Origin of the sequence: Pseudomonas sp. B21-041 (genome assembly GCF_024748675.1) — a bacterium.
Taxonomy (GTDB): domain Bacteria; phylum Pseudomonadota; class Gammaproteobacteria; order Pseudomonadales; family Pseudomonadaceae; genus Aquipseudomonas; species Aquipseudomonas neuropathica.
On the sequence record NZ_CP087175.1, the window covers coordinates 5499967 to 5514777 of the forward strand.

A 14811-nucleotide genomic window follows, 5' to 3' on the forward strand; every position below is an offset into this window, starting at 1 on the left:
TTTGCACCTGAATGGGGAGTCTGGGTTCAAGAAATGCACCACCAGTTATACAGCTATCGCGAGCAGGCTCACTCCTACAGGGGAACGCATTTCAAATGTAGGAGTGAGCCTGCTCGCGATGGCCACACCTCGATCCCGCTGAAAAAAACCAGGCAAAAAAAACGGAGCCCGAAGGCTCCGCTCTTTTATGCAACCAACCCGAATCAGGCCAGTTTCTTGTGACGCACGCGGTGTGGCTGGGCAGCCGCTTCGCCGAGACGCTTTTTACGATCCGCTTCGTACTCGGTGTAGTTGCCTTCGAAGAACACCGCTTGCGAGTCATCTTCGTACGCCAGGATGTGCGTCGCCACGCGGTCCAGGAACCAGCGATCGTGAGAGATCACAATGGCAGCGCCCGGGAAGTCCAGCAGGGCTTCTTCCAGCGAACGCAGGGTTTCCACGTCGAGGTCGTTGGACGGTTCGTCGAGCAGCAGGACGTTGCCGCCCTCCTTCAGGGTCAGCGCCAGGTGCAGACGACCGCGCTCACCACCGGACAGATCCTTGACGAACTTCTGCTGATCGCCGCCCTTGAAGTTGAAACGACCGACGTAGGTACGCGACGGGATCTCGTAGTTGCCGATGCGGATCTGGTCGGAACCGTCGGAGATTTGCTGGAATACAGTCTTGCTGCCATCCAGGTCATCACGGCTCTGGTCAACGCAGGCCAGTTGCACGGTTTCACCGACTTCGATGCTGCCCGAATCCGGCGTTTCCTTGCCCATCAGCATGCGGAACAGGGTCGACTTACCGGCACCGTTACCGCCGATCACGCCGACAATGGCGCCTTTCGGCATCGAGAACGACAGGTTGTCGATCAGTACGCGATCGCCGTAGCCCTTGGTGACGTTCTTGAATTCGATGACCTTGTCGCCCAGGCGCGGACCGGCCGGGATGTAGATCTCGTTGGTTTCGCTGCGCTTCTGGAATTCCTGCGATTGCATTTCTTCGAAGCGTTGCAGACGCGCCTTGGATTTCGACTGGCGGGCTTTCGCGCCTTTGCGCACCCACTCCAGTTCTTCTTTCATGGCTTTTTCGTGAGCCGACTGCTGCTTGGATTCGGCGGCCAGACGATCGGACTTGGCTTCGAGCCAACCCGAGTAGTTGCCTTCGTACGGAATGCCCGCGCCGCGGTCGAGTTCGAGAATCCAGCCAGCGACGTTATCGAGGAAGTAACGGTCGTGCGTGATCGCTACCACAGTGCCCGGGAAGTCGTGGAGGAAGTGCTCCAGCCACGCCACCGAGTCGGCGTCCAAGTGGTTGGTCGGTTCGTCGAGCAGCAGCATGTCCGGCGCGGACAGCAGCAGACGGCACAGGGCCACACGACGCTTTTCACCACCGGACAGGTGTTCTACTTTGGCGTCCCAGGCCGGCAGACGCAGCGCATCGGCGGCGACTTCCAGTTGACGCTCAAGGTTGTGACCATCGCTGGCCTGCAGGATCGCTTCGAGTTTGGCTTGCTCGGCAGCCAGCTTGTCGAAGTCGGCATCCGGATCGGCGTAAGCGGCGTAGACCTCGTCCAGACGCGCTTGCGCATCCTTGATCACGCTGACCGCTTCCTCGACCACTTCACGCACGGTCTTGGTTGGATCAAGTTGTGGCTCTTGCGGCAGATAGCCGATGTTCAGGTCCGGCATCGGACGGGCTTCGCCCTCGAACTCGGTGTCGACGCCAGCCATGATTTTCAGCAGCGTGGACTTACCCGAACCGTTGAGGCCGAGTACACCGATCTTGGCGCCGGGGAAGAACGACAGCGAAATGTTTTTGAGAATTTCCCGCTTCGGCGGAACAACTTTGCCCAGCCGATGCATGGTGAAGACGTATTGAGCCATGGAGAACCTTGGGTCAGTGACAGATGAATGATTGCAGCGCAGGCGAAGCCCGGCCAGACCATGCGCGTCGTTCACTTGATGGTTATCAATGCGTGCGCGCTGAAAAAGTCTGAGTCTAGGAGCTGGAACGCTCCCGCGTAACCGGCAAAGCTACCTGATTGACCAGTGGCAGTCCAGCCGCGCGGGGCTGGCACTTCGCCACGACTCAAGGCATGCTAGCCGCCCTTTGGGCGTCCGGCTTATAGTGCACGTCGCGCCAGTCCAGCCAAATCGCAGGATCACAGCTTGTCCAATGTCACTCCGCCAGCTTCTGTGAGCAGCACCCCACCGGCGCCCGGCTCGTCCCTGCGCGGTACATTAAAGGGTGCGCTGGCGACGCTCGTGCTTTTATTGCTCGCGTTGCTGTTCTGGCAACTGCTCGATCAACTGCGCGAAACCCAGAAAAACCAGCGCCAGTACACCATCGATTACACCGCAGACCTCGCCTCGCAGGTCAGCCTGAACATGGCGCTGAACGCGCAAATCGCCCTCAATCTGCTACCGATCGTCGAACAACCGCAATCAGCCGACGAACAGCAGGTGCTATTGCGCAAGCTCCAGCAATCCTTGCCTGACCTGCGCAGCCTGGCCCTGCTCACCCCTTCCGGCAAAATCATCAGCGACAGTGACGACAACAGCCACGACGCCAGCTACCTCACTGAACTGGTGCGCCGCAGCCGTGCACAGGCGCATTACTTCAGCAACGCCGACGACGGTTCTGTGGTGCATCTGTTATTGCATCAGGCCAGCGGCAGCACGCGCGGTTATTGGGCACTGCGCCTGACTCCGACGTTCTTCGACTCGCTGACCAAACAGGGCGAAACCGGCATCCGCCCGTTGTGGCTGGTGGAAAACCGCCTCAACCATCAGATCATCAGCCGCGACGAAGCGCAGCCCTCGGCCAGGGCCGGCGTCTTGAGTCCGGACGACATGGCCAACACGGTGTTGACCGTGCCGCTGAGCAGCAGCGACTGGCAGTTGCGTGGCCTGTTCGACCGCCAGCGTGTGCTCGAGGAACTGCTGCCGGCGTTCATCGGCAAATGCCTGCTGGGCCTGGCGTTCTCGATGTTGCCGGTGATTGCCCTGCTCAACATGCGCCGGCGCCAGCGCCAGTTGCATGAGGGTCGCCGCCGTTATCAGGACATTTTCGAGGGCACTGGCGTGGCCCTCTGTGTGCTGGACCTGTCCGGCCTGAAGCAGGTCTTCGACAAGGCGCAGATCCAGACCAGCGACCAGCTCAAGGCCTGGCTCGACCAGCCGGCGCAACGCCAGCAACTGTTGCAGGAATTGCGCGTCACCGAGGTCAACCAGGTTGCGCTGCAATTGCTCAATGTCAATTCCTGCGAGCACGCCTGGCAACTGTTGATCGACGGCCATCCACACCGCCAGTGCGCCATCGGCAATCAAGTGCTCGACGCCGTCCTGCAGCAGCAAAAGCAGCTGGAACTGGAAATCAAATTGCCGGACATCAACGGCCGCGACCAGCACCTGTGGATGGTGTTGCGTCTGCCGACCGAGCAACACGACTATAAAGCGGTGATTCTCAGCATCAACGACATCACTAGCCGCAAGCTGATCGAACTGTCGCTGCTCGAACGCGAAGGCTTCTGGTCGGACGTGGTGCGCACGGTGCCGGATCACCTGTATGTGCAGGACGTGATCAGCCAGCGGATGATTTTCAGCAACCACCACCTCGGTCAGACCCTCGGCTACAACCGCACCGAACTGCACCAGATGGGTGAGTATTTCTGGGAAATTCTCCTGCACCCGGAAGATGCCGACTACTACCATCGCTCGCGGCAGATGCAGCGCCACGCCGGTTACAGTCAGTTGCTCCAGTGCCAGTTGCGTTTCCGCCATCGCGACGGCAAATGGCGGCGTTTCGATATTCGCGAACAAGCGCTGGCCCGGGACAAACACGATCAGGTCACGCGGATCATCGGCGTGGCCAAGGACATCACCGAACAGATCGAAGCCAGCGAATCCCTGCGCGACAGCGAGCAGCGCTACCGCATGCTTGCCGAAAGCATCAGCGACGTGATTTTCTCCACCGACAGCAAGCTCTCGCTGAACTACGTCAGCCCGTCGGTGCAGGCCGTGCTGGGTTATGACGCTGAGTGGATTTTCCAGAACGGCTGGCAATCGACCATCGCCAACCCGCAACAACTGAGCGGCATCTACACGCTGATGGATCGCGTCAGCAAGGCGCTGGACAAACCCGAGCAACTGGCGGTGTTGCGCAACCAGGTACAGACGCAATTGTTCCTGTTCGACTGCCTGCGCGCCGATGGCCGCAAGATCCCGATCGAGCTGCGTCTGGTGCTGGTGTGGGACGAACATGGTGCGTTTGAAGGCGTACTCGGTGTCGGTCGCGACATCAGTCAGCAGCGCCGCGCAGAGAAAGACCTGCGCATGGCCGCCACGGTTTTTCGAACACTCGACCTCGGCGATCCTGATCACCGACCCGGCCGGTTACATCGTGCAAGCCAACGAAGCCTTCAGTCGCGTCAGCGGTTACGCCGTGAGCGAAGTGCTCGACCAATTGCCGAACATGCTCACCGTTGATGAGCAGCAGGACGCACACCTGCGCTACGTACTCAAACAACTGCATCAGCACAGCACCTGGGAAGGCGAAGTCTGGCTCAAGCGCCGTAACGGCGAGCATTACCCGGCGTGGGTCGGCATCACCGCGGTGCTCGACGACGAGGGCGATCTGGCCAGCTACGTGTGCTTCTTCAGCGACATCAGCGAGCGCAAGGCCAGCGAGCAGCGGATTCACCGCCTCGCCTACTACGACGCCCTGACCCACTTGCCGAACCGCACGCTGTTCCAGGATCGTCTGCACACCGCGCTGCAATCGGCCGAGCGGCAGAAGTCGTGGGTGGTGCTGATGTTCCTCGACCTCGACCGTTTCAAACCGATCAACGACTCCCTCGGTCACGCCGCCGGCGACCGCATGTTGAAAGACATGGCCACGCGCCTGTTGGCCTGCGTCGACGATGACGACACCGTGGCGCGCATGGGCGGCGACGAATTCACGCTGCTGCTGCAACATCGCTCCAGCCGCGAAATGGCGCTGAACCGGGCGATTCATGTCGCCGAGCAGATCCTCGGCAGCCTGGTGCGGCCATTCGTGCTCGAAGGTCGCGAGTTCTTTGTCACGGCCAGTATCGGCATTGCCCTGAGTCCTCAGGACGGCAACGAACTCAGCCAGTTGATGAAGAACGCCGACACCGCGATGTACCACGCCAAGGAGCGCGGCAAGAACAACTTCCAGTTCTATCAGGCCGACATGAACGCCAGTGCGCTGGAGCGTCTGGAACTGGAAAGCGATTTGCGCCACGCCCTGGAACAGAACGAATTCGTCCTGTATTACCAACCGCAATTCAGCGGTGACGGCAAACGCCTGACTGGCGCCGAAGCGCTGTTGCGCTGGCGTCATCCACGCCGTGGCCTGGTGCCGCCGGGGGATTTCATTCCGGTGTTGGAAGAGCTGGGTCTGGTGGTGGACGTCGGCGACTGGGTGATCAGCGAGGCGTGCCGTCAGTTGAAGACCTGGCACCAGAATCGTGTGCGTGTGCCGAAGGTGTCGGTGAACATCTCGGCGCGGCAATTCTCCGATGGCCAACTCGGCACGCGGATCGCCACAATCCTGCGTGAAACCGGCCTGCCACCGGCGTGTCTGGAACTGGAGCTGACCGAAAGTATTCTGATGCGCGAAGTCAGCGAAGCGATGCAGATTCTCGCCGGGCTGAAGAACCTTGGCCTGAGCATTGCGGTCGACGACTTCGGCACCGGTTACTCATCGCTGAACTACCTCAAACAATTCCCGATCGACGTGTTGAAGATTGACCGCACCTTTGTCGATGGTTTGCCGTCCGGTGAGCAGGATGCGCAGATCGCCCGGGCGATCATCGCCATGGCGCATAGCCTGAATCTGGCGGTGATCGCCGAGGGCGTGGAAACCCATGAACAGCTGGACTTCTTGCGTGAGCATGGTTGCGATGAGGTTCAGGGGTATCTGTTCGGCCGACCGATGCCGGCGGGGCGGTTTGAGGCGCAGTTCAGCAATGACGCGCTGTTCATGTTCGACTGAAGTCCTGCGGCGCGACCGAAAAGATCGCAGCCTTCGGCAGCTCCTACAAGGATTGATGTCGGTCACAGTATTCGGGATCAGCTCGGATTACTGTAGGAGCTGCCGCAGGCTGCGATCTTTTCAGGCCGGCACAATCACCATCTATCCGCGCATGAACGCCACTTGTCTGCGACATGATGTCGTTTCATATGCCATCCAAAACCCATTGGGTTAGAATGCCCCCCTTTTCTGCCCCCGATCCTTGAGGACCGCCATGTTCAGCCGTGATTTGACTATTGCCAAGTACGACGCCGACCTTTTTGCCGCCATGGAGCAAGAAGCTCAGCGCCAGGAAGAACACATTGAGCTGATCGCTTCGGAAAACTACACCAGCCCAGCGGTGATGGAAGCTCAAGGCTCGGTCCTGACCAACAAGTACGCTGAAGGCTACCCAGGCAAGCGTTACTACGGTGGTTGCGAGTACGTTGACGTTGTTGAGCAACTGGCCATCGACCGCGCCAAGGAACTGTTCGGCGCCGATTACGCCAACGTTCAGCCGCACGCCGGTTCGCAAGCCAACGCCGCTGTTTACCTGGCCCTGCTGCAAGGTGGCGACACCATTCTGGGCATGAGCCTGGCACACGGTGGTCACCTGACCCATGGCGCCAGCGTTTCCTCCTCCGGCAAGCTGTACAACGCCGTACAGTACGGCATCGACGCCAACGGCCTGATCGACTACGACGAAGTCGAGCGTCTGGCGGTTGAGCACAAGCCGAAAATGATCGTGGCCGGTTTCTCTGCCTACTCGCAGATTCTCGACTTCCCGCGTTTCCGCGCCATCGCTGACAAAGTCGGCGCTTACCTGTTCGTCGACATGGCTCACGTGGCCGGTCTGGTCGCCGCTGGCGTCTACCCGAACCCGGTGCCTTTCGCTGACGTCGTGACCACCACCACCCACAAGACCCTGCGCGGTCCACGTGGTGGCCTGATCCTGGCTCGCGCCAACGCCGAGATCGAGAAGAAGCTGAACTCCGCGGTATTCCCGGGCGCCCAGGGTGGCCCGCTGGAGCACGTGATCGCCGCTAAAGCGATCTGCTTCAAGGAAGCGCTGCAGCCTGAGTTCAAGGCCTACCAGGAACAAGTGGTGCTGAACGCCCAGGCCATGGCCGAAGTGTTCATCGAGCGCGGTTTCGACGTAGTTTCGGGCGGTACCAAGAACCACCTGTTCCTGCTGTCGCTGATCAAGCAGGACATCTCCGGTAAAGACGCCGACGCCGCTCTGGGCAAAGCGTTCATCACCGTGAACAAGAACTCCGTGCCAAACGATCCACGATCGCCGTTCGTTACTTCCGGCCTGCGCTTCGGTACTCCGGCTGTGACCACTCGCGGTTTCAAGCAAACCGAGTGCAAAGAGCTGGCCGGCTGGATCTGCGACATCCTGGCTGACCTGAACAACGAAGCGGTGATCGACGCCGTTCGTGAGAAAGTCAAAGCCATCTGCAAGAAACTGCCGGTATACGGCGCTTAATTGCGACGTTAAACCCGCAGCATGAAAAACCGGCCAAGCGATTGGCCGGTTTTTTTTCGCCCCTGATTTCCCGTGTAGGAGCTGCCGAAGGCTGCGATCCTTTGATCTGGATCTTAAAAACAAGATTAAAAGATCGCAGCCTTCGGCAGCTCCTACGCGGCTATGACCACTGGTCAGACCGGTCATGCCAATTTTGATATTTTCACTTGTCATCGCGAAAAAACCGAGCGTAGACTGCACCCGCACTGGACATACCGGTAAGACCACAATAATTAAGTCCTGAATCTGATGCGCCACGCGCACGGCAGCCAGGACACCGACCAGGATTCCTCCCATGCTCAGATGGTGCTCGCGCTCAATCTTCCTCCAAGTGGTTCTCGGACTGATGCTCGGCATCGTCTGCGGGCTGACCCTTCCTGAATACTCGGCCCAGCTCAAACCGCTCGGCGACGGCTTCATCAAACTGATCAAGATGCTCATCGGCCTGATCGTGTTCTGCGTGGTAGTCAGCGGCATCAGCGGTGCCGGCGATCTGAAGAAGGTCGGGCGCATCGGCCTCAAGTCAGTGATCTACTTTGAAGTGCTGACCACCATCGCTTTGGTGATCGGCCTGGTCTTCGCCTTCAGCACCGGCATCGGCAGCGGCGCGAATATCCATCTCGAGCAACTGTCTGCGGCCGACATGGGCGATCTCGCCGAACGCAGCCAGCACATGCACACCACCACGCAGTTCCTGATGGACCTGATCCCAACCTCGGTGATCGGCGCCTTCGCCGACAACAACATCCTGCAAGTTCTGCTGTTTTCGGTGCTGTTCGGCAGCGCGTTGAATCTGGTCGGTGAAGCGGCCTCCGGGATCTCCCGACTGATCAACGAACTCAGCCATGTGATCTTCCGGATCATGGGCATGATCGTGCGTCTGGCACCGATCGGCGTGTTCGGCGCCATCGCCTTTACTACCAGCAAATATGGCCTTGATTCCCTGCAACACCTGGGCAGTCTGGTCGGTTTGTTCTACCTGACCTGCATCGCATTCGTCAGCGTGATTCTCGGTCTGGTGATGCGTGCTTCCGGCCTGCGCATGTGGCCGCTGTTGAAGTATCTGCGTGAAGAACTGCTGATCGTCATGGGCACGGCATCGTCCGACGCCGTGCTGCCACAGATCATGCGCAAACTCGAACACCTCGGCATTGGCAGCTCGACCGTGGGTCTGGTGATTCCGACCGGCTACTCGTTCAACCTCGACGGTTTCTCGATCTACCTGACTTTGGCCATTGTGTTCATTGCCAACGCTACCGGCACGCCGCTGGCCATGACCGATTTGCTGACGATTCTGCTGGTATCGCTGATCACCTCGAAAGGAGCCCACGGGATTCCCGGTTCGGCACTGGTGATTCTCGCAGCGACGCTGACCGCGATCCCGGCTATTCCGGTGGTCGGCCTGGTGTTGGTGCTGGCCGTGGACTGGTTCATGGGCATCGGCCGCGCGTTGACCAACCTGATCGGCAATTGTGTCGCCACGGTGGCGATCGCCCGTTGGGAAAAAGACATTGATGTACAGCGAGCCAACAAAGTACTGAGCGGCCAGCAGGGCTACACCTTTCAGCCGCGTAAAACAGCGACTCCGGCGCACCAGCAGGAGTTCTGATTTAACCCCTGTAGGAGCTGCCGCAGGCTGCGATCTTTTGATCTTGAGTTTGCGGCTATCTCCCCCCAGGCAAATGGAGCAAGACCCTTGATAACCACATCAACCGTCGTCAACTCAGTCGTAGAAAAACTCCGCGCCGCATTGGCCCGTGGCCAGTGGCGCTCCGGCGACATGCTGCCGGGTCAGCGCGAACTGGCCGAACAACTGGGCATCAGCCGCCCGAGCCTGCGCGAAGCGGTGATCGTTCTGGAAACCCTTGGCCTCGTACGCTCGATGCCAGGCAAAGGCGTAGTCGTACTCGACGCGCAACTCAGCGACAGCCAAAGCCATGACAGTGCAGTCGCCGGTGCCAGCCTCGAAGACGTGCTGCAACTGCGCTACACCCTTGAGCCGTTCATTGTCGGTCTGGTCGCACAATCGATCAGCAGCAAGGAAGTCGGCCAGTTGCGCCTGACCCTGATGGACATGCGCGAAGCCCTCGAGGCCGGCGACAGCGAGGCCGGGGTCAGCGCCTACATCGCCTTTCACGAAGAGCTGTTCACCCTGACCTCGAATCCGATCTTCCAGAGTGTGGTGCAGCAAACCAGCAACGCCCTCAAGCAAAGCGCCGAGGTGCTGCGTAATTCTCCGGAGCATCTGGCCGAGCGACTGGAAGAAAACGAAGCGGTGGTCCGCGCGATCCGCAGCAAGAACAGCGCCCAGGCCAGCGCCGAAATGCGTCGGCACATTTTGCGCGAAGGCCAGCGGATGGGGATTGAGCTGAATATTCCGGAAGACAACTTGAGTCGCTGACCCCAACTGGAGACAGGCCATGAACAGTTTCGCTGCAGCGTCGCACACTCGCCAGACCACGTCGCCCCTGCCCTTCTCGTGCCTGCGCACACCGGCGGAGGATCTGTATCCGCGACTGTTCGATGCGATTCTGGAACAGCGCATCGATTCGGCCAGCCGTTTTACCGAGGACAGTTTGAAAGAGATGTTCGGCGCCAGTCGCGCCGACGTGCGCCGGGTGCTGACCCAACTGTCCCATGAGCACGTCATTGTCTTGCGCGCCAATCACCGGCCGCGGGTGGCGGCACCTGATCGGGAACAAACGCGGCAGGCCCTGCATGCGCGGCGACTGACCGAGAGCACGCTGGTGCGTCTGGCCTGTCAGCGTCCGCAGGCAGACGATTTGAAGCACCTTCGCACGCTGATCGAGCGCGAACGTCAAGCGGTCGAGCAGGATCGGCGGGGTGCGGCGATTCGCTTGTCCGGGGAGTTTCATCTTCAATTGGCGCAAATGGCGGGGAATGCACCGTTAGCGCATTTTCTTGGCAGTCTTGTGCCGCTTACATCATTGGCGATTGCGCGAAGTGTGGGCCAGACGCATAGCTGTTGCGCTTGGAAGGAGCATTTGGCGTTGGTGGAAGCAGTGGACCATCGGGATGTTTCCAAAGCAGCCATGCTGATGAATCAACATCTGGACAATCTTGAGCAGACGCTGCTGGGTTCAGACCTTGAGCATTGTGCTGTCGGTTAGATAGCTATCGCGAGCAGGCTCACTCCTACATTTGAAATGCGTTCCCCTGTAGGAGTGAGCCTGCTCGCGATGGCGTGATTACGGGCACCGAAAGCCCATCAGGCAGAAGCCACTCTGGCAAACCCCGCCCGAATCTTCTCTTCCGGCAAATCATCGGCAATAAACACAATCACACTTTCCCGCGCCTCACCCTCGGCCCATTCGGTATCCCAGTCAAAACCATAAAGCTTCAACACCCCCTGAAACACTAGGCGCCGATCCTCACCCGCGATGTTCAGCACGCCTTTGTAACGCAGCAATTGCTTGCCGTGTTCTTCCAGCAATTCATTCATGAACTCGCTGAGCTGATCGATATCCAGCGGCTGATCGGTGCGCAATACCAGACTGGAAATGCGATCAATCGACGGCGCCTTGCTCACCGGACGCAGGCTCAATCCGCCGCCGAGATCGGCGTTGAGGTTGAAGCCGCGCACATCAAGAAGTTCTGCCAGATCAATGGTGCCGTGTTCGACCACACGAATCGGCGCCCGGCGGTTGATCCGTGTCAGGCGCTCGCTCAGTGCATTGAACGTGGCTTCATCGACCAGATCGGTTTTGCTCACCAGCAAGCGGTCGGCAAAACCGATCTGCGCCTGGGCGATCGTCTGGCTCAGGTGTACGTCGGCGTGGGCGGCATCGACCAGGGTGATGATGCCGTCGAGCAGATAGCGCTCGCGCAGTTCTTCATCGATGAAAAAGGTTTGCGCCACCGGCGCCGGATCGGCCAGACCGGTGCACTCGATGACCAGACGATCGAACGCGATCTCACCGCTGTCCAGCCGTTCAAGCAGCAGGTACAGCGCTTTGGTCAGGTCAGTGTGAATGGTGCAGCACACACAGCCGTTGGCCAGGGTCATGACTTGCACCGGCTCATCACCCAGCAACTGAGTGTCGATACCGGCGTCGCTGAATTCGTTTTCGATCACGGCGATTTTCAGGCCGTGCTCGGCTTTGAGGATATGGCGCAGCAAGGTGGTCTTACCGGCGCCGAGGAAACCGCTGAGTACCGTGACCGGGATGGGAGAGGACAAAACTCGATCTCCTTCAAATGAATGAACAATACAAAAACAAATGTGGGAGCGAGCTTGCTCGCGAAAGCGGTGTGCCAGTCAAATTATTCATCAACTGACACTCCGTATTCGCGAGCAGGCTCGCTCCCACAGGGATTACCTCAACCTTGCGCTGTCAGCTCAACAGCACTTCGGCCCACCCTTGCCACCGTAACGGGCTTCCTGACGTTCGCGAAAGAACATCTCGTAGCTCATCACCGGCTTGTCCGGGTGCTTGGTTTGCATATGCTCGACGTAGGTGTCGTAGTCGGGCATGCCGACCATCAGGCGCGCGGCCTGACCGAGGTATTTACCGAGGCGACTCAGGTCATTGAACATGCTGCAATCCTCTGGTTACGCATCCGGCAGGGCCTGGAATGGCGATTCTTTATCCGTACGCTCTTTTTTGCCCCAAGCGGCGATGCCGACCTTGAGCGCATAGAACAGGATGCTGAAGACCACGAACAGGAACAGCGCGGTGAGCGTTGCGTTGGTGTAAGCGTTGAAGATCACGTGCTGCATCTGCTCGACGCTTTTTGCCGGTGCCAGCACCTGACCGTTGGCCAGCGCATCGCTGTATTTCTTGGCCAGCGACAGGAAGCCGATCGCCGGGTTGGCGTCGAACAGCTTGATGAAGCCCGCGGTCGTGGTGCAGATCAGCAGCCAGGTAGCCGGCAGCAGAGTGACCCAGATGTAGCGCTGGCGCTTCATTTTGATCAGGACCACGGTGCCGAGCATCAGCGCAATACCGGCCAGCATCTGGTTGGAGATACCGAACAGCGGCCACAAGGTGTTGATGCCGCCCAGTGGATCGATCACGCCTTGGTAGAGCAACCAGCCCCACATCGCCACACAACCGGCGGTGGCGATCAGGTTGGCGGTCCACGATTCGGTGCGCTTCAGCGCCGGAACGAAGGAACCGAGCAGGTCCTGCAGCATGAAACGCCCGGCACGGGTGCCGGCGTCCACAGCCGTCAGGATGAACAGCGCTTCAAACAGGATCGCGAAGTGGTACCAGAACGCCATGGTGTTTTCACCCGGCAGGACACTGTGCAGGATCTGCGCGATACCGACCGCCAGGGTCGGCGCACCACCGGCACGGGCCAGGATGGTGGTTTCACCAATGTCATGCGCCACGGCTTGCAGCGCTTCCGGCGTGATCGCGAAGCCCCAGCTGGAAACCACTTGCGCAACCGAAGCGACGTCACTGCCGACCACAGCAGCCGGGCTGTTCATAGCGAAGTACACGCCAGGCTCGATCACCGACGCGGCAACCATGGCCATGATCGCCACGAACGACTCCATCAACATACCGCCGTAGCCGATGTAGCGAGCGTTGGTTTCGTTATCCAGCAGCTTCGGCGTGGTGCCCGAAGAGATCAATGCGTGGAAGCCCGATACCGCACCGCAAGCGATGGTGATGAACAGGAACGGGAACAGACCGCCCTTCCACACCGGGCCAGTGCCATCGACGAACTGGGTCAGCGCCGGCATTTTCAGCTCGGGCATGGTCACCAGAATACCGATCGCCAGGGCGACGATGGTGCCGATTTTCAGGAACGTCGACAGGTAGTCGCGCGGTGCCAGAATCAGCCAAACCGGCAGCGATGCAGCGACGAAACCGTAACCGACCAGCATCCAGGTAATCTGCACGCCGGTGAAGGTGAACGCCTTGGCCCACACCGGATCAGCAGCAATCTGCCCACCGAGCCAGATCGACCCGAGCAGCAGCAACACGCCGACCACGGAGATTTCGCCGATGCGGCCCGGGCGGATGTAGCGCATGTAAATGCCCATGAACATCGCGATCGGGATGGTCGCCATTACGGTGAAGATGCCCCACGGGCTCTCGGCCAACGCTTTAACCACGATCAGCGCCAGCACCGCGAGGATGATGATCATGATCAGGAAGCAGCCGAACAGGGCAATGGTGCCGGGCACGCGGCCCATTTCTTCACGCACCATGTCGCCCAGGGAACGGCCGTTGCGCCGGGTCGACATGAACAGCACCATGAAGTCCTGCACCGCGCCCGCCAGCACCACGCCGGCAATCAGCCAGAGCGTGCCGGGCAAGTAGCCCATCTGCGCGGCCAGCACCGGGCCGACCAGAGGTCCGGCGCCCGCGATCGCGGCGAAGTGGTGACCGAAAAGAATGTGTTTGTTGGTCGGCACATAGTCCAGACCATCATTGTTGAGCACGGCGGGGGTGGCCCGACGCGGGTCCAGTTGCATCACGTTGTTGGCGATGAACAGACTGTAGTAACGGTACGCAACCAGATAAATGGCCACAGCGGCGACCACGATCCACAAGGCGTTGATCGCCTCGCCGCGGCGCAACGCCACTACGCCCAGGGCGCACGCTCCTACGATTGCCAGCACTAGCCAGGGTAAGTGGCGTAGCAGGCTATTATTATTTTTCATTTTATTATTCCAGCCAGGGTGGACAAGAAAGACAGCCACCCCGAGTTTAGCGCTTACGGCGACAAAGGCCATACCCCGACATTGGTCTAGACGCTTTAGCAATTGGCTGGCGCCCGCATTCGCGGTCTATAGTCAGCAAACCTTCGTGAGGATTGCGCCATGAGCCAGCACCCAGCTGAGCGTCGCCGCTTCAAACGTATCGCGTTCGATGCCAAGACTGAATTGAGTCAGGGCGATTACATCTGGCCGGTCAAATTGATTGATCTGTCGCTCAAGGGGCTGTTGATCGATAAACCCGAGCCGTGGCTAGGTGATCGGGAGCGGCATTTTCTGGTCGATATTCATCTCAACGATGAGGTCGGCATCAAGATGGATGTGCAACTGACCCACGACGACCATGGCCAGCTCGGCTTCGTCTGCAAGCACATCAGCCTGGAGTCCATCGAACGCCTGCGGCGCTTGATTGAGTTCAACCTGGGTGACCCGCAGGAGCTGGAACGCGAACTGGGTGCCTTGATCGAAATCTAGCCATCACTGCAAATCCCCTGTGGGAGCTGGCTTGCCAGCGATAGCGATTTCAGACTCGACGAATATGTCGACGGACAGAACGCAATCGCTGGCA

General features: G+C 59.5%; 9 protein-coding genes and 1 pseudogene. 6 read left to right on the forward strand and 4 right to left on the reverse strand.

The features are described from left to right. Positions 1–203: 203 nt before the first annotated feature. The gene (gene ettA / locus LOY43_RS24475; protein WP_038361738.1) at positions 204–1868 is read right to left on the reverse strand and encodes an energy-dependent translational throttle protein EttA; all 1665 of its coding nucleotides are present in this window, start codon (positions 1866–1868) and stop codon (positions 204–206) included. A gap of 285 nt (positions 1869–2153) precedes the next feature. On the opposite strand from ettA, the pseudogene morA reads away from it, so the two are divergent. The 5 genes and pseudogenes from morA (at position 2154) to LOY43_RS24500 (ending at position 10680) form a co-directional block, all read left to right on the forward strand. Then, positions 2154–6003: pseudogene (gene morA, locus LOY43_RS24480) on the forward strand (cyclic di-GMP receptor MorA). 253 nt (positions 6004–6256) lie between these two features. Continuing rightward, entirely contained in the window at positions 6257–7510 is a 1254-nt protein-coding gene (glyA, locus tag LOY43_RS24485) for a serine hydroxymethyltransferase (protein ID WP_095125462.1), read from the forward strand. A gap of 334 nt (positions 7511–7844) precedes the next feature. Then, complete coding sequence (locus tag LOY43_RS24490) at positions 7845–9158, forward strand: C4-dicarboxylate transporter DctA (protein ID WP_007909782.1); 1314 nt, start codon at positions 7845–7847, stop codon at positions 9156–9158. Positions 9159–9245: 87 nt separating this feature from the next. Further along, positions 9246–9950: a FadR/GntR family transcriptional regulator gene (locus LOY43_RS24495; RefSeq protein WP_034153832.1), complete on the forward strand. Its 705-nt coding sequence runs from the start codon at positions 9246–9248 to the stop codon at positions 9948–9950. A 19-nt stretch (positions 9951–9969) separates the two neighbouring features. Beyond that, positions 9970–10680 carry a GntR family transcriptional regulator gene (locus LOY43_RS24500; RefSeq protein ID WP_095048716.1) on the forward strand — a complete coding sequence of 237 codons (711 nt, stop codon included), beginning with the start codon at positions 9970–9972 and terminating at the stop codon, positions 10678–10680. Positions 10681–10778: 98 nt separating this feature from the next. Here the strand turns inward: LOY43_RS24500 and yjiA are convergent, their stop codons facing one another. The 3 genes from yjiA to LOY43_RS24515 form a co-directional block, all read right to left on the reverse strand. Then, on the reverse strand, positions 10779–11750 hold the full coding sequence (gene yjiA / locus LOY43_RS24505) for a GTPase (RefSeq protein WP_095048717.1): 972 nt from the start codon (positions 11748–11750) through the stop codon (positions 10779–10781). Positions 11751–11909: 159 nt separating this feature from the next. Further along, positions 11910–12107: a YbdD/YjiX family protein gene (locus LOY43_RS24510; RefSeq protein WP_003228401.1), complete on the reverse strand. Its 198-nt coding sequence runs from the start codon at positions 12105–12107 to the stop codon at positions 11910–11912. Between the two features lie 15 nt (positions 12108–12122). After that, positions 12123–14189 carry a carbon starvation CstA family protein gene (locus LOY43_RS24515; RefSeq protein ID WP_038361749.1) on the reverse strand — a complete coding sequence of 689 codons (2067 nt, stop codon included), beginning with the start codon at positions 14187–14189 and terminating at the stop codon, positions 12123–12125. A gap of 159 nt (positions 14190–14348) precedes the next feature. Here LOY43_RS24515 and LOY43_RS24520 point away from each other — a divergent pair, with 159 nt between their 5' ends. Next, positions 14349–14717, forward strand: a complete 369-nt coding sequence (locus LOY43_RS24520) for a PilZ domain-containing protein (RefSeq protein WP_220557021.1) — start codon at positions 14349–14351, stop codon at positions 14715–14717. Positions 14718–14811: the final 94 nt, after the last annotated feature.

Coding starts and splice junctions, on each gene's coding strand:
- glyA (WP_095125462.1), top strand. CDS start 6,257: ATGTTCAGCCGTGATTTGACTATTGCCAAGTACGACGCCGACCTTTTT.
- LOY43_RS24520 (WP_220557021.1), top strand. CDS start 14,349: ATGAGCCAGCACCCAGCTGAGCGTCGCCGCTTCAAACGTATCGCGTTC.
- LOY43_RS24515 (WP_038361749.1), bottom strand. CDS start 14,189: ATGAAAAATAATAATAGCCTGCTACGCCACTTACCCTGGCTAGTGCTG.
- LOY43_RS24500 (WP_095048716.1), top strand. CDS start 9,970: ATGAACAGTTTCGCTGCAGCGTCGCACACTCGCCAGACCACGTCGCCC.
- LOY43_RS24510 (WP_003228401.1), bottom strand. CDS start 12,107: ATGTTCAATGACCTGAGTCGCCTCGGTAAATACCTCGGTCAGGCCGCG.
- ettA (WP_038361738.1), bottom strand. CDS start 1,868: ATGGCTCAATACGTCTTCACCATGCATCGGCTGGGCAAAGTTGTTCCG.
- LOY43_RS24490 (WP_007909782.1), top strand. CDS start 7,845: ATGCTCAGATGGTGCTCGCGCTCAATCTTCCTCCAAGTGGTTCTCGGA.